This window comes from Ruegeria sp. K11 (assembly GCF_056531905.1).
Window position 1 is genome coordinate 90,767 of record NZ_JBQFMP010000009.1, and the last position, 20,387, is coordinate 111,153.

At 58.0% G+C, this 20,387-nt stretch carries 20 protein-coding genes; 13 read left to right on the top strand and 7 right to left on the bottom strand.

What is annotated here, in order from left to right:
- Positions 1–188 precede the first annotated feature (188 nt).
- From ACR0K4_RS15410 to ACR0K4_RS15460, 11 genes are all read left to right on the top strand, one after another.
- Positions 189–2,132: an AMP-binding protein gene (locus tag ACR0K4_RS15410; protein WP_480854789.1), complete on the top strand. Its 1,944-nt coding sequence runs from the start codon at positions 189–191 to the stop codon at positions 2,130–2,132.
- Positions 2,129–2,392, top strand: coding sequence for a hypothetical protein (locus tag ACR0K4_RS15415; RefSeq protein ID WP_480854681.1), 264 nt, complete (start codon positions 2,129–2,131; stop codon positions 2,390–2,392). The genes ACR0K4_RS15410 and ACR0K4_RS15415 overlap by 4 nt, the downstream gene beginning before the upstream one ends.
- On the top strand, positions 2,382–3,200 hold the full coding sequence (locus tag ACR0K4_RS15420) for an ABC transporter ATP-binding protein (protein WP_480519851.1): 819 nt from the start codon (positions 2,382–2,384) through the stop codon (positions 3,198–3,200). The genes ACR0K4_RS15415 and ACR0K4_RS15420 overlap by 11 nt, the downstream gene beginning before the upstream one ends.
- Positions 3,201–3,229: 29 nt before the next feature.
- Complete coding sequence (locus tag ACR0K4_RS15425; protein WP_480854682.1) at positions 3,230–4,216, top strand: branched-chain amino acid ABC transporter permease; 987 nt, start codon at positions 3,230–3,232, stop codon at positions 4,214–4,216.
- A gap of 2 nt (positions 4,217–4,218) precedes the next feature.
- A complete protein-coding gene (locus ACR0K4_RS15430; RefSeq protein WP_480854683.1) occupies positions 4,219–4,476 on the top strand; it encodes a hypothetical protein in 258 nt (85 codons plus the stop codon).
- A 3-nt stretch (positions 4,477–4,479) separates the two neighbouring features.
- Positions 4,480–5,556, top strand: a complete 1,077-nt coding sequence (locus ACR0K4_RS15435; RefSeq protein WP_480854684.1) for a branched-chain amino acid ABC transporter permease — start codon at positions 4,480–4,482, stop codon at positions 5,554–5,556.
- A gap of 74 nt (positions 5,557–5,630) precedes the next feature.
- On the top strand, positions 5,631–6,914 hold the full coding sequence (locus ACR0K4_RS15440) for an ABC transporter substrate-binding protein (RefSeq protein ID WP_480519859.1): 1,284 nt from the start codon (positions 5,631–5,633) through the stop codon (positions 6,912–6,914).
- A gap of 68 nt (positions 6,915–6,982) precedes the next feature.
- Positions 6,983–7,816, top strand: a complete 834-nt coding sequence (locus ACR0K4_RS15445; RefSeq protein ID WP_480519861.1) for an ABC transporter ATP-binding protein — start codon at positions 6,983–6,985, stop codon at positions 7,814–7,816.
- Between the two features lie 19 nt (positions 7,817–7,835).
- Positions 7,836–9,053 (top strand): phenylacetate--CoA ligase family protein, encoded by a 1,218-nt coding sequence (locus tag ACR0K4_RS15450; protein ID WP_480854686.1) that lies wholly within the window; start codon positions 7,836–7,838, stop codon positions 9,051–9,053.
- A gap of 122 nt (positions 9,054–9,175) precedes the next feature.
- Positions 9,176–10,840, top strand: a complete 1,665-nt coding sequence (locus ACR0K4_RS15455; protein WP_480519865.1) for an ABC transporter permease — start codon at positions 9,176–9,178, stop codon at positions 10,838–10,840.
- Positions 10,841–10,917: 77 nt separating this feature from the next.
- Positions 10,918–11,268 carry a DUF2794 domain-containing protein gene (locus ACR0K4_RS15460; RefSeq protein WP_480519867.1) on the top strand — a complete coding sequence of 117 codons (351 nt, stop codon included), beginning with the start codon at positions 10,918–10,920 and terminating at the stop codon, positions 11,266–11,268.
- Positions 11,269–11,272: 4 nt separating this feature from the next.
- Here the strand turns inward: ACR0K4_RS15460 and ACR0K4_RS15465 are convergent, their stop codons facing one another.
- From ACR0K4_RS15465 to ACR0K4_RS15475, 3 genes are all read right to left on the bottom strand, one after another.
- Positions 11,273–12,154, bottom strand: coding sequence for a C40 family peptidase (locus ACR0K4_RS15465; RefSeq protein ID WP_480854687.1), 882 nt, complete (start codon positions 12,152–12,154; stop codon positions 11,273–11,275).
- The gene (locus tag ACR0K4_RS15470; RefSeq protein WP_480854688.1) at positions 12,151–13,533 is read right to left on the bottom strand and encodes a leucyl aminopeptidase family protein; all 1,383 of its coding nucleotides are present in this window, start codon (positions 13,531–13,533) and stop codon (positions 12,151–12,153) included. Before ACR0K4_RS15470 ends, ACR0K4_RS15465 begins: the two co-directional genes overlap by 4 nt.
- A gap of 63 nt (positions 13,534–13,596) precedes the next feature.
- Positions 13,597–13,986 (bottom strand): hypothetical protein, encoded by a 390-nt coding sequence (locus ACR0K4_RS15475; protein WP_480520113.1) that lies wholly within the window; start codon positions 13,984–13,986, stop codon positions 13,597–13,599.
- A gap of 143 nt (positions 13,987–14,129) precedes the next feature.
- Between ACR0K4_RS15475 and ACR0K4_RS15480 the strand changes: the two genes are divergently transcribed.
- Positions 14,130–14,780 (top strand): carbonic anhydrase, encoded by a 651-nt coding sequence (locus ACR0K4_RS15480; protein WP_480519873.1) that lies wholly within the window; start codon positions 14,130–14,132, stop codon positions 14,778–14,780.
- Between the two features lie 93 nt (positions 14,781–14,873).
- A complete protein-coding gene (locus tag ACR0K4_RS15485) occupies positions 14,874–15,410 on the top strand; it encodes an SRPBCC family protein (protein WP_480854689.1) in 537 nt (178 codons plus the stop codon).
- Between the two features lie 3 nt (positions 15,411–15,413).
- On the opposite strand, the gene ACR0K4_RS15490 is transcribed toward ACR0K4_RS15485, so the two are convergent.
- The 4 genes from ACR0K4_RS15490 to ACR0K4_RS15505 all read right to left on the bottom strand — a co-directional run bounded on the left by ACR0K4_RS15490 (position 15,414) and on the right by ACR0K4_RS15505 (position 20,387).
- The gene (locus tag ACR0K4_RS15490; protein ID WP_480519877.1) at positions 15,414–16,349 is read right to left on the bottom strand and encodes an endonuclease/exonuclease/phosphatase family protein; all 936 of its coding nucleotides are present in this window, start codon (positions 16,347–16,349) and stop codon (positions 15,414–15,416) included.
- A 143-nt stretch (positions 16,350–16,492) separates the two neighbouring features.
- Positions 16,493–18,103 (bottom strand): DUF4139 domain-containing protein, encoded by a 1,611-nt coding sequence (locus tag ACR0K4_RS15495; protein WP_480854690.1) that lies wholly within the window; start codon positions 18,101–18,103, stop codon positions 16,493–16,495.
- A gap of 113 nt (positions 18,104–18,216) precedes the next feature.
- Positions 18,217–19,239, bottom strand: a complete 1,023-nt coding sequence (locus ACR0K4_RS15500) for an aspartate-semialdehyde dehydrogenase (RefSeq protein WP_480498200.1) — start codon at positions 19,237–19,239, stop codon at positions 18,217–18,219.
- 113 nt (positions 19,240–19,352) lie between these two features.
- Entirely contained in the window at positions 19,353–20,387 is a 1,035-nt protein-coding gene (locus tag ACR0K4_RS15505; protein WP_480854691.1) for a glycosyltransferase family 4 protein, read from the bottom strand.

Below are 20,387 nucleotides of genomic sequence, written 5' to 3' on the forward strand. Positions count from 1 at the left end.
CCTCCACCGCTGTTACAATTCGTAAGAATTGAGAAAACATCAGGTAAAACTTGACGCTGATCCTCCGCCTGTCCCTCAATGGGGCATTGGCGTTCGGGCCTGACCCGGACCCGCCATTTCCGACCTCAGGGAGGGGTCGGGTGGGGAGGAGAGAAAGATTGGCTCAGACGCAGTCGGGTGCCGAAGGGATGCAGTCCATTCCGGCGCTGTTACACCGCAATGTCGCTCAGTTCGGGGATGCCCCGGCCTATCGGGAAAAGGAATTCGGCATCTGGCAATGCTGGTCCTGGGCTGAAACCGCCAAGGAAATCCGTGCCATCGCGCTTGGGTTTCTGGAATTGGGCGTTGAAAAAGGCGACCACATCGCCGTCATAGGCCGCAACCGTCCGGCGCATTACTGGTCGATGGTGGCCGCGCAGATGGTGGGCGCGGTGCCGGTGCCTCTGTATCAGGACTCGGTCGCGGAAGAGATGGCCTATGTGCTGGAGCATTGTGGCGCAAAATATGTCGTCTGCGGCGATCAGGAGCAGGTCGACAAGGTCATTGAGATTCAGGAAAACCTGCACCAGGTCAAACATATCCTCTATACCGACAAGCGCGGGATGCGGAAATACGACCATTCCCAGATGAACGCGCTTGAGGACATCATGGCCGAGGGCAGCGCTGGTCATGCTCGGTTCGATGCCGAATTGGACAAGCGCATCGCGGCGATCACCTATGACGATACCTGTGTGATGCTTTACACCTCGGGGACCACGGGCAAGCCGAAGGGCGTGGTGCTGTCGAACCGGAATGTGATTGAAAGCGCCAAGAACTCCGCCGAGTTCGATCATCTGACCCGGAACGAGGACATTCTGTCCTACCTGCCGATGGCGTGGGTGGGTGATTTCATCTTCTCCATCGGTCAGGCCTATTGGTGCGGCTTCTGCGTGAACTGTCCCGAGAGCGCCGACACGATGATGACCGACCTGCGCGAGATCGGGCCGACTTATTTCTTCGCCCCGCCGCGCGTGTTCGAAACCCAGCTGACCAACGTCATGATCCGGATGGAGGATGCGGGCAAGCTGAAGCAACGTATGTTCCATCACTTCATGGCGCACGCCAAGAAGGTGGGTGGGTTGCTGCTGGACGGCAAGCCGGTGGGCTTTGGTGACAAGCTGAAATACGCGCTGGGCAATTTGCTGGTCTATGGCCCGCTAAAAGATACGCTTGGCTATGGTCGGTTCCGCGTGGGTTATACAGCGGGTGAGGCGATTGGGCCGGAAATCTTTGATTTCTATCGCTCTTTGGGCATCAACCTGAAGCAGCTTTACGGTCAGACCGAGGCGACCGTGTTCATCACTGTGCAGCCCGATGGCGAGGTTCGGGCGGACACCGTTGGTGTGCCCGCACCGGATGTCGAGTTGAAGATCGACGACAAAGGTGAGATTCACTATCGCTCACCCGGGGTGTTCGTCGAGTATTACAACAACCCGGACTCGACGGCCTCGACCAAGGATGCCGAGGGGTGGGTGGCCACCGGGGATGCCGGATTCATCGAGGAGGGCTCGGGCCATCTGCGGATCATTGACCGCGCCAAGGACGTTGGCAAAATGGCCGACGGGTCGATGTTTGCGCCAAAATATGTCGAGAACAAGCTGAAGTTCTTCCCGGATATTCTTGAGGTCGTATTGTTCGGCAACGGCAAGGATCGCTGCGTCGCTTTTATCAATATCGATCTGACGGCGGTGGGGAACTGGGCCGAGCGCAACAACGTGGCGTACGGTTCGTATCAAGAACTGACGGCGAATCCGCGTGTGTTGGAGACGATCAAGTCCCATGTGGAAGAGGTGAACAAGTCGGTTGCCGCTGATGAAATGTTGTCAGGCTGTCAGGTGCATCGCTTCGTGGTGTTGCACAAAGAACTGGATGCAGACGATGGCGAGATGACCCGGACCCGCAAGGTGCGGCGCGGGTTTGTGGAAGAGAAGTTCCAAGACATTATTGATGCGCTCTATGACGGGTCGTCCAGTGTTTCGACCACGACTGAGGTGACTTATGAGGATGGGCGCAAAGGGTCGATCTCGGCCACGCTGGAGATTGTCGATGCGCCCGTGGTGACTGCGACGCAGCACAAGGTGGCGGCCGAATGAGTTTCATTTTGCCAATAATGATTGTCGCTTTGTCGATGGGTATTGGTGCTGGAGCGGTCGTCTATTTTGCCGAGCGAGTTTCGAACGCCGTTTCCTATTTTGTCAGCGCGATTGTTGGTGGGGTCGTTGGCGTTATGTGCGCCTTCGCCTATCCCGCAAAGGCATTCGATGGCGGTGTCATTTACGGATACCTCGGCGCAGGCGTGCTTAGCTGCCTTTTCCTGAACCGAATTGTGAAGTGGGCGAATGATGCTGGATAATTCCGAAGGATATGTCACCGAAGACGGTCGCAAGATCGGCGGTGTGGTGATGGAGATGAAGAACATCACTCTGCGGTTTGGTGGCGTGGTGGCGATCAAGGATATCTCGTTCGACATTCGCGAGGGAGAGATCCGGGCGATCATCGGACCGAACGGGGCCGGGAAATCCTCGATGCTTAACGTGATCTCGGGGTTTTATGTGCCGCAGGAGGGGGAGGTCTGGTTTCACGGGGCCAAGCGCCCGCCGATGCGCCCGTTCGAGGTGGCGCAGCAGGGGATCGCGCGGACGTTCCAGAATATTGCGTTGTTCGAGGGGATGAGCGTTCTGGACAACGTGATGACCGGGCGGTTGGGATTTATGAAGACCAACATCCTCCAGCAGGCTCTGTGGAAGGGAAAGGCCGAAGCGGAAGAGACCGAGAACCGTGAAGCCGTCGAGAAGATCATCGATTTTCTGGAAATTCAGCACATTCGTAAAACACCGGTATCGCGCCTGCCATACGGGTTGAAGAAACGCGTTGAACTGGCGCGTGCCCTGGCGGCTGAGCCGAAGCTGTTGCTGCTGGATGAACCGATGGCGGGGATGAACGTCGAAGAGAAAGAGGACATGAGCCGCTTTGTTCTGGACGTGAACGATGAGTTCGGCACCACGATTGCTCTGATCGAGCATGATATGGGGGTTGTGATGGACCTGAGCGACCGCGTGGTGGTGATGGATTACGGCCGCAAGATCGGGGACGGCACGCCGGATGAGGTGCGCAACAACCAGGAAGTCATCGACGCCTATCTGGGGGTGAGCCATGACTGAGCGTCTGACAGACATGAGAGGGGGGGCACATGCCTGATCAGTTGGTATTCGCGATGGAGGTCATTCTGAATGGCCTGATGGCCGGAGTTCTTTACGCTTTGGTCGCGCTGGGCTTTGTGCTGATCTACAAGGCTTCGGGAATTTTCAACTATGCGCAAGGTGTTATGGCCCTGTTTGCGGCGATGACCTTGGTCGGGATCATGAACGGGCAGGTGCCGTTTGCGCACCTGATCAATGCCACATTCGGAACCCATATCCACTACTTTGGCTGGAACGTGCCCGCTTTGCTGGCAATTGTCCTGACCATGGCTGTCATGGTGCTGCTGGCCTGGGCCGTGCAGCGGTTCGTGATGCGGCATCTTGTGGGGCAAGAGCCTATCATTCTGTTCATGGCCACGATTGGCCTCGCCTATCTGCTCGAAGGCGTGGCAGACCTGATGTGGGGCTCCGAGATCAAGACGTTGGATGTAGGTCTGCCGCAGGGTATCAACCTGTGGATTGATGAAAGCACGTTCAACATCTTCGGCTACGGCTTCTTCATCGACAATCTGGACATCATTGCGACTGTCATCGCAGCCATGCTTGTGGCGGCGCTGGTGGCGTTCAGCCAATATACCAAGCAGGGTCGTGCAATGCGGGCGGTGGCCGATGACCATCAGGCGGCGCTGTCGGTCGGGATTTCGCTGAATTTCATCTGGGTCATGGTCTGGTCTGTTGCAGGCTTTGTTGCGCTGGTCGCAGGGATCATGTGGGGCACGAAATCAGGTGTGCAGTTCTCACTGTCGCTGATTGCGCTCAAGGCGTTGCCAGTACTGATGCTGGGCGGGTTCACCTCGATCCCCGGAGCCATTGTTGGCGGACTGATCATCGGGGTGGGCGAAAAGCTGTTTGAATTTGCCATTGGCCCGCTAGTGGGCGGCGCGACCGAGAATTGGTTCGCTTATGTACTGGCATTGATCTTCCTCGTGTTCCGACCGCAAGGCCTGTTCGGTGAGAAGATCATCGAGAGGGTGTAGCGATGCAAAAACTGATCGCCATCGTCAACGTGATTGCATGGGCCGGGTTCTGGGCGTTTGGCTATATCGCCCTCACTTCGGATGATCTGACAGACGGGCAGCTGACCATCGCCGCGATTTTGGCTTTTGCCGGGCTGATCATGGGCGTTCTGGCCTATCTGAAACTGGTGCGGGCATCCGAGGCAACGGGATATGCCAAAGGGTCGAACCAACTGGACGCCGCCATGCGCAACCAGGCGCAGGAAGAATGGGGAAAGTAAGACATGTTCTATCGTGAGGCCGGGGACTTCAAAGTCTCGTACGTGGATGACAGCCAGACTTTCCCGATCAAGTTCGACCGGTACCGGTATTATGTCGTGCTGGCGGTGGCGTTTGGGATTATCCCATTCATCATCAACGATTATTGGGCGAACGCGCTGCTGCTGCCGTTCCTGATCTATGCGATTGCAGCGATCGGACTGAACATTCTGGTGGGCTATTGCGGGCAGGTCAGCTTGGGCACGGGCGGGTTCATGGCCGTGGGGGCCTATGCCTGTTACAAACTGATGACCGCATTTCCCGATGTCAGCATGTTCATCCATATTCTTCTGGCAGGTGGGGTCACGGCCCTGGTCGGCGTTCTGTTTGGTCTGCCATCCCTGCGGATCAAGGGGTTTTATCTGGCGGTGGCCACGCTGGCGGCGCAGTTCTTTCTGGTGTGGCTGTTTAACCGGGTGCCATGGTTCTACAACTACTCGGCCTCGGGTCAGATCAACGCGCCCGAACGGGATGTGTTTGGCATTATCATTACCGGTCCGAACGCTCCGGCTTGGGCGACCTACCTGTTCTGCCTGATCTTCCTGACATTCTGCGCCGTTATTGCCCGCAACCTGACGCGCGGCACCACAGGCCGCAAATGGATGGCGATCCGCGACATGGATATTGCAGCCGAAATCATCGGGGTGAATCCGCTGAAGGCCAAGTTGACCGCCTTTGCCGTCAGCTCTTTCTTTGTGGGCGTCTCGGGCGCGCTGTTCTTTGCTGTCTATCTGGGCGCCGTCGAGGTCGGAGAGGTCTTTGGCATCCAGAAATCATTCCTGGTTCTGTTCATGATCATTATCGGCGGATTAGGGTCAATCTTCGGGTGTTTCGCGGGTGCGGCTTTCCTGGTTCTGTTGCCGGTGGTTCTGAAGGTTGTCGGCGCGGATATGCTGGGCTGGCCAACGGATATCGTGGCGCATCTGAACCTCGTGATCGTCGGCTTGCTGATCATCATGTTCCTGATCCTTGAACCTCACGGGCTGGCGCAGCTGTGGCGCGTTGCAAAAGAAAAACTCAGACTCTGGCCGTTCCCGCATTAAGCGGGCAGGCCCAACCAGATAACGGGTGCAAAGCCCGAACTCACCATCGGACCAACCAAGGGAGGAGACACCCGATGAAATTGAAACTGGCAACCATGGCGCTGGGCGCCGTAATGGCGGCAGGTCCGGTTATGGCCGACCTCGTTTTCCCATCGCTCAGTTATCGTACAGGGCCATACGCGGCCGGCGGTATCCCGTTTGCGGACGGCTACGCCGACTATTTCACCCTACTGAACGAGCGTGACGGCGGCATTGGTGGAGTCACTGTCAGCGTTCCGGAATGCGAGACTGCGTATAACACCGAAAAAGGTGTGGAATGTTATGAAGCGACCAAGGGGGAAGGCGCGCTGGTCTATCAACCGCTGTCGACCGGTATCACCTATCAGTTGATCCCTAAACTGGCAGTGGACAAGATTCCGATGCTGACATCGGGTCTGGGACGTACCTCGGCCAAGAACGGGTCGGTGTTTGAATGGGTGTTCAACTTCCCGGCCAACTACTGGGATGGCGCATCCGGTGCGATCAATCACATCCTTGATATCAATGACGGCGACATCTCGGGCAAGAAGATCGCTCTGGTCTATCACAACTCGGCCTATGGCAAGGAACCGATCCGCACGCTTGAAGAACTGTCTGAAAAGCATGGGTTCGAATTGGTGGCGCTGCCCGTCGATCATCCGGGACAAGAGCAGAAATCACAGTGGCTGCAAATCCGCCGTGACCGCCCCGACTATGTCCTGATGTGGGGCTGGGGCGTGATGAACCAGGTTGCGGTGCAAGAAGCCGCGAACATCCGCTATCCAATGGAGAATTTCATCGGTGTCTGGTGGTCTGGGTCAGAGAACGACGTGTTGCCCACGGGTGAGGCCGCAAATGGCTATAAGGCGCTGAGCTTCCACAATGTGGGGGCGGATTACCCGATCTACGAAGACCTCAAGACCCATGTCTATGACAAGAACCTGTCTGCAGGTGCGGGCGATCAGTCCGGTACGGTTCTGTATAACCGGGGTCTCTATGCGGCGATGCTGGTGGCCGAGGCTGCCAAAAAGGCGCAAGAGATGCACGGCGTCGCAGATATCGACTCGGTCATGATGCGCGACGGCATGGAAGCGCTGGTGATTGACGAAGCGTTGATGAGCGAACTGGGCCTGCCGAATTTCGGACCCACCTTCTCAGTGTCGTGCGGCAACCATGGTGGTGACGGTCTGGTGGGTGTGACCCAATGGGATGCGTCGACGAAGACATGGTCGCTGATCTCGGACTTCAAACAGTCGGATCAGGACGTCATTCAGCCGCTGATTGATGCGGATTCCTCGGCATTCGCCGCAGAGAACAACATCGAGGGGCGCTGCAGCTAAGGCGCTTTGAATTCCGGGGCGGCGGTCTCGCCGCCCCGACCCCAACACTCGCATGAGGACACGCGCTGATGCTGGATGCGGCTCAAACCACGGACGTGCAGGCGGAAACCCTGCTTGAGGTCAACAATATCGAGGTGATCTACAACCATGTGATCCTTGTGCTGAAAGGCGTCAGCCTGACCGTGCCCAAGGGTGGCATCACGGCGTTGCTGGGTGGCAATGGTGCGGGCAAGACAACGACGCTGAAGGCTGTGTCGAACCTGCTGCACTCGGAACGTGGCGAGGTGACCAAGGGAACGATCACCTATCGCGGCACCAGCGTGCATGAAAGCGACCCGGCTGATCTGGTGGAAAAGGGCGTCATTCAGGTGATGGAAGGCCGCCACTGTTTCGAACATCTGACGGTCGAGGAGAACCTGCTGACCGGGGCCTATACCCGCAAGGATGGCGCGGCGGCAATTCAGCAGGATCTGGAGCTGGTTTATACCTATTTCCCTCGCCTCAAGGAACGCCGCAAATCGCAGGCAGGTTACACTTCGGGCGGTGAGCAACAAATGGTGGCGATGGGTCGGGCGCTGATGTCGCGACCTGAAACCATTCTGCTGGATGAGCCTTCGATGGGTCTGGCTCCGCAACTGGTCGAAGAGATTTTCGGCATCGTGAAGGACCTGAACGAGAAGGAAGGCGTGTCTTTTCTGCTGGCTGAACAGAACACGAATGTGGCGCTCAGGTTTGCGCATTACGGCTATATTCTGGAATCGGGTCGCATTGTGATGGATGGCCCCGCCGCTGAACTGCGCGAAAATCCGGACGTTAAGGAATTTTACCTCGGCATGTCGGACGAAGGCCGCAAAAGCTTTCGCGACGTGCGCTCATACCGCCGCCGCAAGAGATGGCTGTAAGCGGATGGAGGATCTTTCGATGAGTTTTTTCGACAAGCTTGAAACCCGATCCGCCGATGAACGCGCGGCCGATCACGCGGATGCCCTGCCCGCGCAGATCGCGCGGGCGCAGTCTGCACCCGGCTATGCAACGATCCTCGCGGGCGTCGATGCGGATGCAGTGACCAGTGCCGAGGCTTTGGCCAACCTGCCGGTGCTGCGCAAATCCGATCTGACGCAGGCGCAGGGCACGCGGCCTCCGTTCGGTGGGTTCACCGTCAAGCCCGCGCGGCATTTCCAGCATGTGTTTCAGTCTCCGGGCCCGATCTATGAGCCCGGCAGCACCGATCATGACTGGTGGCGCATGGGCCGGTTCCTGAACGCCGCCGGGATTGGCCCCGGCGACATCGTGCAGAACTGTTTCGGCTATCACCTGACCCCGGCGGGCATGATCTTTGAAAGCGGCGCGCAAGCGGTTGGGGCCGCCGTGCTGCCCGCAGGCACCGGCCAGACCGAACTGCAGGTGACCGCCGCCCGTGATGTGGGCTGTACGGCCTATGCGGGCACGCCGGATTACCTGAAGATCATCCTCGACAAAGCAGATGCGATGGGTGTTGACCTGCACTTCCAGAAAGCCGTTGTCGGGGGTGGTGCGCTGTTCCCGTCGCTGCGTCAGGAATACGCAGATCGCGGCATCGCCTGCCTGCAATGCTATGCCACTGCCGATCTCGGCAACATCGCCTATGAAAGCCCCGCGATGGAGGGGATGATCATCGATGAGCACGTCATCGTTGAGATTGTCACCCCCGGCACCGGAACGCCTGTCGCCCCGGGCGAGGTGGGCGAAGTCGTTGTTACCACGCTAAACCCCGATTACCCGCTGATCCGCTTTGCGACCGGCGATCTGTCTGCCATCATGCCCGGAGCCTCTCCCTGCGGTCGCACCAATATGCGCATCAAGGGGTGGATGGGCCGGGCCGATCAGACCACCAAGATCAAGGGCATGTTCGTGCGCCCGGAACAGGTCGCGGCGCTGGTCGACAAACATGATGAGATCGTCAAGGCCCGCGTCATTGCCGCCCGTCAGGGTGAGATGGACACCATGACGGTTCAGATCGAAAGCCCCTGCGAAAATGATGGTGCCTATTCCAGATCTGTGGTTGAGGTTTTGAAACTCAAAGGCGCGATCGAGATCGTGGCACCGGGTTCCCTGCCCAAAGACGGGCTGGTGATCGAGGATCAGCGCGTCTACGAGTAACGCATCAACACATCTGCGGCAGCATGTTTCGCAGATTTGTTGACCCTGCCACTGGTGTTTCTTAGCGTTTTGGTCGATTAAAGGCGAAGCCCAGTAAGGTCGCCAGTCAAAACGCCGGAGCCATGGCCGAAGTCGAATACTCAGAACACGGAACGCGCAATCGCGGTGCGTTGGGAACACGGTTGGTCGGTGGCATCGCCTATCTGGTTGCCGCAGCATGCCTGCTCCCCATGGTGGCGGTCGTTCTGGCGGCGTTCACAGGCGGCACGGACACGATTTCTCATTTGTTAGAGACTGTACTGCCAGGGTACGCGATGACCACGGCGGTTCTTGTGGTGCTGGTGTCCATCGGAACTTTTGCGATTGGTGTGGGTGCGGCCTGGCTGGTGACGATGACGCGTTTTCCCGGCGTGCGTGTGCTTGAAATCGCGCTGGTGTTGCCGCTGGCTTTTCCCGCTTACGTTCTGGCCTATGCCTACACGTTCATTCTGGATCACCCGGGAATCGTCCAATCCACCCTGCGCGATGTGACCGGTTGGGGGCCCCGCGACTATTGGTTCCCCGAGATCCGCTCGACCGAGGGCGCGGCGGTCATGCTGATCCTTGTACTTTATCCTTACGTCTATCTGTTGGCCCGCGCAGCCTTCCTGCAGCAAAGCGCGACCGCCTTTCTGGCCGCGCGCGCGCTGGGCAACGGGCCGTGGTCCGCGTTCTGGCGCGTGTCTTTGCCCATGGCGCGCCCGGCCATTGCGGGCGGTGTTCTTCTGGCCGTCATGGAAACCATCGCCGATTTCGGCACCGTGGCCTATTTCGGCGTGCAGACCTTTGCCACGGGCATCTATACCAGTTGGTTTTCAATGGCCGACCGGGCGGCTGCCGCCCAATTGGCCCTGTGTTTGCTGGGGTTTGCCCTTGTCATGGCGGTGGCTGAACGCACGCAACGGGGAAAGGCCAAATACTATCAGGCAGGAAAACGTCATGCGGTTCTTCCTGCTGCGCAACTCAAGGGATGGCAGGCCATTGCGGCCTTTCTTCTGTGTGCGATCCCGGTCCTGTTCGGCTTTCTTCTGCCGGTGGTAATCCTTGTGCAAATGGGCATGGAGTCTGAACAAAATCTGCTGTCACGACGCTATGTCGGCTTTATCCGGAACTCGCTGACGCTGGCCGGAACCGCGGCGGTCATCACTGTCTGTGCGGCGATCTGCATGGGGTTCTTCCAGAGGCTCAGACCGGGGCGTGGCTCGTCGATTTCCGCCTATCTCGCGCGCCTTGGATATGCGGTTCCGGGCGGTGTGATTGCCGTGGGTCTGATTGTTCCATTTGCAGGATTTGATAATGCGTTGGACGCCTGGATGCGCCGGACTTTTGACATCTCGACCGGATTGCTGGTGACAGGGTCTATCTGGTTGCTGGTTGCGGCCTATATGGTGCGGTTTCTGGCTGCGGCGCTCAGTGCTTATGAAGGGGGGCAAAGCACCGTGCATGCCAATATGGATGCGGCTGCGCGGTCGCTGGGTCAGTCCCCGCTGGGGACATTACGTCGGGTGCATCTGCCAATCCTGACGCCGTCGCTGCTGACGGCACTGCTGATCGTCTTTGTGGATGTGATGAAAGAACTGCCCGCCACGTTGATCATGCGCCCGTTCAATTTCGACACACTTGCTGTTCAGGCCTATCGTCTGGCCTCTGACGAGCGGCTGGAAGGGGCGGCTGTACCGTCACTGGTCATTCTGGCAGTCGGGCTGTTGCCGGTGATCCTGATCTGTCGCCAGGTCGGACGCCGGTAACGGCGGCGCGATCCAAAAATACCACACCTGTGCCGTGCGGACTTGATTCAGAAGCGATTTCCGGCAAGGCTTGGCGTATGAACATGCAGCCTCCCAGCCGGTTCTCTGCAAACTCGGCCCAGATGCCCGTCGCGTTCGACCGGCGAGAGATGTCTCATATCCTGTCCGTATACGGTCGGATGGTCGCCGCCGGAGAGTGGCGCGACTATGGTATTTCCAATCTGCGGGATGTGGCGATCTTCTCGATTTTCCGTCGCACCGCAGAACACCCGATCTATCGTGTGGAAAAACATCCGCGGCTGCGGCAACGGCAGGGTATGTATTCGGTGGTTGGGATGGACGGTCGTATCCTCAAGCGTGGCCATGACCTGCGTGCTGTATTGCGCGTGCTGGAGCGCAAACTGATCCGGCCCGTGAATCTGGACTAGCGCGTCAAAATTCCGGGTGCCGTCCGTATCCCGTAATAGCCCCGAATTCTTTCTGACCGATCCGTTTTTCAGCTTGTTCCAAAGGCTCTCGGGCGACGGCCATGTGATGGGCATTCGCATGCAGAAGTGTTTCCGCGTCCAACATCATCCCCACGTGACCTTTCCAGAACACCAGATCGCCTCGGCGTAGGTCAGGTTTCGAGATCGGTTTGAAAAACCTTGATTGCATGTCGCTATCGCGCGGGCAGGACAATCCGCAGGACTGAAACGCGACTTGAATCAAGCCGGAACAGTCAATTCCAAGCCCTGTGTCACCACCATATATGTATGGGGTGGCAAGAAACTGCTCTGCCACAGTTACTGGGTCTGACGAGACCCAGTCTAATTCGACCAACTGTGTTTCACGAATGTATCCCGGCGTCGGGATATGGCCATGTTGTATGATGCGGATCCAGCCCGAGCTACGCAGTGCCGCCTCGCGCTCGGGCCCCGGGATGGGCCAGTGTTCTACACCACAACCAAAGGGCAGAATCCGTTCGTTGGTGTTTTGCGTGACATCAGGATGTTCCAAAACCACCGCGCGAGGGACACCAACGCGATGTGTCGGTTGCAACGCGCGGTCCAGAATATAGGGAAACACCCAGCCGACATAGCCATCCTTTTCCCGGTATCCGAACTGGTATTTCTGCAATGTGTCGAGAACGACAAAACCCTCTCCGGCCACCAGCTGACATTGTCGCGCGCCTTCGGGCTTGTCCAGAATGTCCGTTACAACACGGTGAAAATATCTAATCTCCCCATCGCTAAAGGTCTGTGCATCCACCTGACCCTTCAGCGATGAATGCGCGACCCGCCCGTTGAACGGCAGTAGCCTGGGATCGGTCATAGACCTAAAATCTCGGGAAGTGCGGCAAGCACCGCCCGCGGCCCCTGACCCAGCCCGCCTTTGCTGCGGCCTGGTTGCTTGCTGGGTTGCCAGGAATAAATGTCGAAATGCATGTATCTGCAGTCTTTCACAAACCGGCGCAGGAAAAGCGCCGCCGTGATCGACCCCGCAAACCCGCCCGAAGGCGCATTGTCCAGATCGGCAATCCCCGGTTCGATCATCGCCTCATAGGGTTCGTGAAACGGCATGCGCCAGACCGGGTCCGCTGCCGTTTGTGCCGCTTGGGACAAAGCGGCGGCGGCATCGTCGTCATCGGTGTAGAACGGGGCAAGATCGGGGCCCAGCGCCACCCGCGCGGCGCCGGTCAGCGTCGCCATCGAGATCACGAAATCCGGCTGTCCTTCCTCGGCCAGTGCAAGTGCATCGGCCAGCACCAGACGGCCCTCGGCATCGGTGTTGTTGATCTCGACCGTCAGGCCGTTGCGCGCGGTCAGGATATCGCCGGGCCGGAACGCGTTGCCCGCAACTGCATTTTCGACCGCCGGGATCAGAACCCGCAATTGCAGCGGAAGATTCAGCGCCATGATCATCCGGGCCAGCCCCAGCACGTTGGCTGCACCGCCCATGTCCTTTTTCATCAACCCCATGGCGGATGCGGGCTTCAGGTCGAGCCCGCCTGTGTCAAAGCACACACCTTTCCCGACCAGGGCCAGCTTGGGACCAGTGTTTCCCCAGGTCATCTCGATCAACCGAGGGGCTTGCTCGGCCGCGCGTCCAACCGTGTGGATCATCGGAAAGTTCTGATCCAGCAGGCCGTCGCCCACGATGACCGAGCACGTCGCATTGAATTCCGCCGCCAGAGATTCTGCGGCAGCCTGCAATTGTGCAGGCCCCATGTCGGAGGCAGGCGTGTTCACCAGATCGCGGGTCAGAGCTTCGGCCTCGGCAAGGATTTCGATCTGCTTGGCGTCGATCCCATCCGGAGCCATTAGCGCCGCTTTGGCCGCAGATTGCGTGGCATAGCGGTCAAACGCATAACCCGTCAGCAGCCAACCTAACGCTTCGGTGGCCAAAGCCTCGGCAGGGACGCCGGACGCGATCCGATAGGTTCCTTGTGGCAGAGATTCGGCAGCGCCCGCCAACGGGAACCGTTTGCGGGATCGCTTGTCGCTGGTTCCATACCCTGCCAGTGCCAAACCCGGCGCGCCGTTTTGATCGGGTACCAGCAGGGTTTGACCCAGCGCCCCGGTAAATCCGTTGGTCGCAACCCAGGACCGCACGTGATCGGTCTGTGTCGACAACCAGTCGTCCAGATCGGATTGGGAAACAACATGAAGAGGCAGGGCCACATCATCGGGCTGGGCAAAGGACAGGGTCATGGGTGTCTCGGCTGATTTGGGATGCGCCCAGACTAGCGGTCGATGGCCCGCCCGCAACCCCCGTCACACTGAAAGATCCTGCTGATCCCAGATCGCCGTCAATGAGCGTTCTCCGACCCGGATCATTCGGTTCAGCGTGGCCGCTGTTGCCACAACATCGCCTGCATCCACGGCGTGTGACACATCCCCCGCCACGCGGGCCAGCGCAGTCATGCCGATCTGTTCGGCGATGGCGATCAGGGATTTGGCGCATTTGCGCAGACCCGTCCAATCGCGCTGTCGCCAGAACCGTTCGCAATTAGACAGCCGCACGGCCAATTCCTCGACCGTGCGGCACAGAACATCGATTGCGTTGGTATCGCCCAATTGACGACACAGCATGTTCAAACGATCCGGATCCAGCCGCACGGATTCCTTTTGTTCAAGCGTGATTATCTTTTCCACCACGTTCACCTCAGCTTGCATGCCCCCACGGCACGGGACGATCCTGCCATCAAACTCCTTTGCAAATCCTTGACCCGCATCTCGATAATGTCTCGAATTTTGCGAGAATTCGGGTTACAGAGCGGATAATCTCAGTACGCAAGGACCACGGAATGCAAAAAGCCAAACCTCTGCCAACTTACCTGGCGAAACGGTATCACGGTTGGAAGGCGACGACTTACTCGGAAAACCAGGTCTGGTATCGGAGATTGGCGACCGAAGGTCAGCGCCCGCGCGCGATGGTAATTTCATGTTGCGACAGCCGGGTTCATGTGACCTCGATTTTCGGAGCGGATCAGGGTGAGTTCTTTATTCACCGCAACATTGCGAACCTCGTGCCGCCGTATGCCCCGGATGGCGATCATCACGGCACCAGTGCTGCGATTGAATACGCGGTTACGGCTTTGAAAGTGGCACATCTGATCGTTCTGGGTCATTCACAATGCGGTGGCGTTCAAGGCTGCATCGACATGTGCAAGGGCAAAGCCCCGCAACTTGAAGCCAAAGACAGCTTTGTCGGGCGCTGGATGGATATCCTTAAACCCAAATACGATCTGGTTGCAGATGTCGAAGATGGAACCGATCAGGCGCGACAGTTTGAGAAACAGGCGGTCGTGGCGTCATTGGAAAACCTGATGACCTTTCCTTTTGTGTCTTCAGCGGTCGAGTCCAACGCGCTGAGCCTTCACGGTCTCTGGACCGATATCGGCGAAGGCGGACTGCAGTGCTACGATCCGGAAACCGGCGCGTTCAAGCCGGTCTGATCCCACAGACCCCCAATCTCGGTCGCGCGTACATCGGATTCAGCGCATTCTGTGTTAAGCTCAGGATGCCTGTATCTGATGTAAGGGCTGAATATGTTGTTTATAAAAAGAATTTTACTGACGATTTTAGTTCTTCTGCTGACTCTGGTCGGCATATCCTATGTGTTGCCGGGCAAGGCCGAAGTATCGCGCAGCGTTACGATCAACGCCCCGGCCAGCGCCATATTTCCATACGTAAACTCCATGCAGGAAACTGAAAAGTGGTCACCTTGGTTGTCGCGGGACCCGGAAACCAAGCTGTCTTATGACGGGCCGGCTTTTGGGGTGGGGAACGTTCTGAACTGGAGCTCCGAGCATCCGCAGGTCGGAACCGGTTCGCAGGAAATCATCGAAAGCGTCGCGGATCAAAGCGTAAAGACGGCACTTGATTTTGGCTCTATGGGTAAGGCATCCGCTTCGTTTGTTCTGCAACCTGAAGGGGCTGCAACTCAGGTTACGTGGGGGTTTGAATCCGATCTGGGATTGAACCCCATGTCGCGGTGGATGGGCCTGATGATGGACAAGTGGGTTGGTGCCGATTACGAGCGCGGGCTGGACAATCTGAAAGGTCTTGTCGAAAGCGGGCAATAGGGGTTAACGCGGCAGGCCAATGCGCGCCTTAATCCCAAGATGATCGGACCCCATGAAAGGGCGCAGCTCGGCCGAGCCCGTGCTGCCCTTGGGCACCAGCAGATTGTCAATCGGCATCGGAACCATCCAGCTACCCAGCGAATGAGTGTTCAGGATCGAGCCAAAATTTCGATTGTTCGCGGCTGTGCCGATGCGCCGGACACTGCTGGCCCAGGGCACCATGTTGAAATCACCTGCAATGATCACCGGGCCATCAAGTTCTTTAATGCGTTGAGCAATTATCTTGCTTTGCTCGAACTGGCTATAGGGATAAGGCCATCTCAGGTGTAGCGATACAACCCACAAAGGGTCCCCGGTTGGGGTCACGATCTGCACCCCGACCATACCGTCACCCGGCAGACAGAATTCCGATCCTTCGATGACCGGCAGCGCCGACAGGATCGCCACGTTCTGTTCGGGTCTGAATTCGCAGATTGCCGATGACGGGTAGCGCTCGAACAGGGGGCTCATGTATTTCTGGTTGTGGCTGGAGACCTCTTGCAGGGTCACGATGTCCGCACCCGAGGCAAGGATGTCATCTGTCAGCGGATACCGCGGCCAGGCTTGGGACATCAGGTTTTTCTGATAGAGCGTCAAACAGGCGTCATCGCAGTCATCTGCAGGAGAGATCACGCCCGAGGCCACGGAACCGATGGCGATGGTGGCAGAGGCAAGGGTCAAAAGCGCGAACTTCCTTGCGCGCGCGGCCAAAAGCACGACCGTGCTGAACACAAGCAACACGCCAACCTGAGGACGCAGAAGCGCTATGGAATCGCCTGCCGCAAAGTAATGCCCGGTGAATCCAACGGCCATCAGCGCGACCAACAGGGCCGAGCAGAAGAAGATCAATCCTCGTACAGGTTTATTGGTGGCCAAAAACTGCAGGTTAGCCTCGATCATTGTTTATCCGGGCTGTCTTTCCGCCCGTTTGCGATTTGCCATGTGATTGTGGTCTGATTGACGCCTTTGTCAATTGGACGGGTCGAAACAATCCGGCCAGGATCGGAAGTTCCAACATCCGTGCAACAGCTTCCAGGCGCGGGCTAGTCGAGAACCATTCCTTCCGGCCAGTTCAGGGTTGTATCCAGCTGCAGGGTTTCCGATTGGCCCGGTTTCAACTCGACCTCCCAGGCCAGAATGCCGCGCTGGTCGTCGACGTTTTCCGTGGTCGGCCGAGGGTCCGCCGTCCATGTGATGTCCAGATCATCCTGTTCCGAATAAGGTACGCGGTCCAGAATGCGCAGGGGCCATGTCTGATCGGTAAAGTTCTCGACCCGTATCTGCGCGCGCTCCACATTCTGGTTGGAACGGGAAATCAGACCGACATCACCGGTACTGCGGTTCAGAATGCGTCGCTGCACGGTCACCCCAAACAGTGGGCCGAACCCCATTTCGACCTCTTCACCGGGTCCGATATCCGAAACGGAATCAGTAGCGACCAGCACGCCGTTGACCCGAAACCTCACCGCGTTCGACGACAGCAGGTTCTGCTCGTAAGGGTTGGTGAAGCGTGCTGTGCGATAGGCGGTGTCATCTCTCAGCGGGGTGGTCGTTGCAAAAAGCTCTGCCGATTGGGTTCTGCTGTCCAAAGCAAATTCAGCAATCGTATAGCCGCTGGCCAATGAGATCGGTCCGGGAAGGGTATAGGTCAGCCCCGTTCCTTCGACCGATGCTGCATCTGGCATCCATCTTTGGGTCTCTTCGACAACGACAGGAGCTTCAACCACCGGTTCTTCGAGTTTTGCGACCTCTTCACTGATGGTGCGGCGCTGGGGTCTGATCGACGACGCGCTATTTTGTCCGACCGGTTGTAGCGTCGAGACGCTGAGTGTGATGTCCTGCCAATTCTCGCCGGTCTCCTGCGTGATCAGAACGCGGCGGTCGATCCGCACCTCGGGCGAACCTGTGGTGATCAGGTCAAAGTCATATCCCGGCTGCCAGCCGGCGCTATACGTGTCCAGATAGGACAGCGACACCATTCCTTCCGTATCTTCAGGCGCATTGATGTCGACGGCCACAAAAACACGCGCGTCTGTTTCCGGCAGCAGGGCAGCAAGATCGGCCTTGGCGGCCTGCAATTCGATTTCCAGATCTTCAAGCTGTGTTTCGATTTCGCGCGCTTCTATTTCTGCTGCCTGGGCGGCGTTCTCTGCGTCAAGGCTTTCCTGGTCGATCATCCGCGCGATGTTGCGCAGGTTTTCAGCATCTGATCCGGCAAGCCCTTCATTGCGGCCAAGATTGGACAGAAACGCAATCTTGTGCTGCGCGGCCTGGGCTTTCAACCGCGCGGTTTCGGCCAGAGTCTTGACCGCCTCGATCCGACGCTCGACCCGAGTGACACGATCTTCGGCGGCCTTGACGTCATCGCTGACGTAATCATGCCATGGAACATTCCCTTCCCGGACGATCAGCGCGGTGCGGGTCAACCCGTCAGCTTGCACTTGCATAGTCAAAAACTGACTCTCCACGCTCCCTTCCGGGACTCCGAGCAGGACAAGACGGTGATTTCCAGCCGGGACGCTGAATGACCCGGACCGGGTTATTTCTGCGCCTCGGGGATACATCGTCACTGCGCTGACTTTGGTGTCGATGGCAAAGGTCTCGGCGTGCAGCAGGGTTGGCATAAGGATCAGGAGATAAGTCAGACGTTTCATAAAAGCTCACAACAAAGGAATTTTCGCGCCAAGGTTGCAGGCGTCGCAAGGCTTTTCAAGCAAAAAGGGCCGCTCTTGCGAACGGCCCATGCAATCGTGATGAGGAGAGCCAATCAGCCCTTTTTCAAAACCTCACGGCCCAGCAATTCGGCGATCTGCACCGCGTTCAGAGCCGCGCCCTTGCGCAGGTTGTCGCTGACACACCACAGGTTCAGGCCGTTCTCGATGGTCGAGTCCTGACGGATACGGCTGATGAAGGTGGCGAAATCGCCCGCGCATTCGATGGGTGAGACGTAGCCGCCGGCCTCACGCTTGTCGATCACCATGATGCCCGGAGCCTCGCGCAGGATGTCGCGGGCCTCATCTTCGTCCAGGAATTCTTCGAACTCGATATTCACGGCCTCGGAATGGCCAACGAACACGGGCACGCGGACGCAGGTTGCGGTGACCTTGATCGACGGGTCGACGATCTTCTTGGTTTCGACAACCATCTTCCACTCTTCCTTGGTCGAGCCGTCTTCCATGAAGACGTCGATCTGCGGAATGACGTTAAAGGCGATCTGCTTCTGGAACTTCTTCGGTTCCACCTCGGTGGTGGGGTTGTATACCGCCTTGGTCTGATCCCAAAGCTCATCCATGCCTTCCTTACCGGCACCCGAGACCGACTGATAAGTCGACACCACAACGCGCTTGATCTTGGCACGATCATGCAACGGCTTCAACGCGACAACCATCTGCGCGGTCGAACAGTTGGGGTTCGCGATGATGTTCTTGTTCTTGTAGTCGTGGATCGCCTGCGGGTTACATTCCGGCACGATCAGCGGGATATCCGGGTCGTAGCGATAGAGCGAGCTGTTATCGATCACCACACAACCCGCCGCAGCCGCCTTGGGCGCATAGACTTTGGTTGCGTCCGAGCCGATGGCAAACAGCGCCATGTCCCAGCCGGTGAAATCAAAAGTGTCGATGTCCTGGGTGGTCAGTGTCTTGTCGCCAAAGCTTACTTCGGTACCCAGCGAACGACGGCTTGCCAGCACGGCAAGTTCATCGACCGGGAACTGGCGTTCCGCCAGAATGTTCAACATTTCGCGGCCCACGTTACCCGTGGCGCCGGCGACAACGACGCGATAGCCCATTTCATGTCTCCAAAGTTAAGGACGCGCGTTCATAGCCGCGTTGCGGCAAAGAAAAAAGAGGCGTTTCGGCTTATTTCGCCCCGTCACACCGATTTGACACGGTTCAAACCCGTTCAGGGTTGTTTCAGCAAGGATCGATAAACCTCGACGATGGCCTGTGCCTCGCCCTCGATTCGAAAATTCTGTTCAACATGAGTGCGGGCGGCCTGACCGGCTGTGGCCAGCGCGGTACTATCCTGCAACATGTCTTCCAGAGCATCAGCCAATGCCGGTGCGTTGTCCTTTTCGACCAATCGGCCTGTCTCGCCATCCCTGATCTGCGCGCTGAATGCACCAACCCCGTGGCAGGCTATGGCGGGCACGCCGGAGGCCATCGCCTCAAGCGGGGTCAGGCCAAACCCTTCGTGACGTGCGGGGGCGACGAACAGATCAAGCGCGCGGTAGGTCTCGACAATCTCGTCCCAGGGTCGTTCACCCAGAAAATGCACGCGGTCACCAAGGCCTGCGTCTTGCAGCTTTTGCTCTTGCTCGGCTTGGAACGCCTCGAATTCCTTGGTGGCGCGCCCGGTGAAGATCACATGGGCATTCGGGTGATGGGGCAGGACCTTGAGCGCGGCGTCTACCAGCAAATCGACGCCTTTCTGCGGGCGGATGCGGCCAAAACAGCCGATCAGAAGCCCATCGGGCAGACCAAGTTTCTGGCGCAGGGCTTGCTTGTCCTCGGTGGGATGGAACAGGTCGGTGTTCACCCCATGCATGATGACCGTGGCGGGATGTTCCAGAAACGAGGCCGCTTGCGGGGTTGTTGCAATCAGCGCGTCCATCTTGCGGATCAGCCGTTTCGTAAACCCGGAATGATTGCGTTGCGCGGCAGAGGTAAACAGCAGTTTGTAGTTGCGTCGGAACACAGTGCGCAGGATCAGGCCCATCAGCATCTCGGTATTACGCCGCGCATGCCAGACCCGTTTGCGATTGGGCAGAAACAGCAGTTTCCAGAGCCTAATATGGGGTAAATCGTCGGGAAGGCCGGGGCCGGTCGCGCGGATGCCGATCATCTTTTCCTGTATCGGCAACAGCCGGACCACCGTGGTTGTCACGCCCGACAGGGAGTGTTTCAGATTGGGTGCGATGACCTCGATATCCTGCAC

Excerpts from the sequence above, each read along its gene's own strand:
- ACR0K4_RS15410 (WP_480854789.1), top strand. The coding sequence starts at position 189 with ATGCAGTCCATTCCGGCGCTGTTACACCGCAATGTCGCTCAGTTCGGG.
- ACR0K4_RS15415 (WP_480854681.1), top strand. The coding sequence starts at position 2,129 with ATGAGTTTCATTTTGCCAATAATGATTGTCGCTTTGTCGATGGGTATT.
- ACR0K4_RS15420 (WP_480519851.1), top strand. The coding sequence starts at position 2,382 with ATGCTGGATAATTCCGAAGGATATGTCACCGAAGACGGTCGCAAGATC.
- ACR0K4_RS15425 (WP_480854682.1), top strand. The coding sequence starts at position 3,230 with ATGCCTGATCAGTTGGTATTCGCGATGGAGGTCATTCTGAATGGCCTG.
- ACR0K4_RS15430 (WP_480854683.1), top strand. The coding sequence starts at position 4,219 with ATGCAAAAACTGATCGCCATCGTCAACGTGATTGCATGGGCCGGGTTC.
- ACR0K4_RS15435 (WP_480854684.1), top strand. The coding sequence starts at position 4,480 with ATGTTCTATCGTGAGGCCGGGGACTTCAAAGTCTCGTACGTGGATGAC.
- ACR0K4_RS15440 (WP_480519859.1), top strand. The coding sequence starts at position 5,631 with ATGAAATTGAAACTGGCAACCATGGCGCTGGGCGCCGTAATGGCGGCA.
- ACR0K4_RS15445 (WP_480519861.1), top strand. The coding sequence starts at position 6,983 with ATGCTGGATGCGGCTCAAACCACGGACGTGCAGGCGGAAACCCTGCTT.
- ACR0K4_RS15450 (WP_480854686.1), top strand. The coding sequence starts at position 7,836 with ATGAGTTTTTTCGACAAGCTTGAAACCCGATCCGCCGATGAACGCGCG.
- ACR0K4_RS15455 (WP_480519865.1), top strand. The coding sequence starts at position 9,176 with ATGGCCGAAGTCGAATACTCAGAACACGGAACGCGCAATCGCGGTGCG.
- ACR0K4_RS15460 (WP_480519867.1), top strand. The coding sequence starts at position 10,918 with ATGAACATGCAGCCTCCCAGCCGGTTCTCTGCAAACTCGGCCCAGATG.
- ACR0K4_RS15465 (WP_480854687.1), bottom strand. The coding sequence starts at position 12,154 with ATGACCGATCCCAGGCTACTGCCGTTCAACGGGCGGGTCGCGCATTCA.
- ACR0K4_RS15470 (WP_480854688.1), bottom strand. The coding sequence starts at position 13,533 with ATGACCCTGTCCTTTGCCCAGCCCGATGATGTGGCCCTGCCTCTTCAT.
- ACR0K4_RS15480 (WP_480519873.1), top strand. The coding sequence starts at position 14,130 with ATGCAAAAAGCCAAACCTCTGCCAACTTACCTGGCGAAACGGTATCAC.
- ACR0K4_RS15485 (WP_480854689.1), top strand. The coding sequence starts at position 14,874 with ATGTTGTTTATAAAAAGAATTTTACTGACGATTTTAGTTCTTCTGCTG.
- ACR0K4_RS15490 (WP_480519877.1), bottom strand. The coding sequence starts at position 16,349 with ATGATCGAGGCTAACCTGCAGTTTTTGGCCACCAATAAACCTGTACGA.
- ACR0K4_RS15495 (WP_480854690.1), bottom strand. The coding sequence starts at position 18,103 with ATGAAACGTCTGACTTATCTCCTGATCCTTATGCCAACCCTGCTGCAC.
- ACR0K4_RS15500 (WP_480498200.1), bottom strand. The coding sequence starts at position 19,239 with ATGGGCTATCGCGTCGTTGTCGCCGGCGCCACGGGTAACGTGGGCCGC.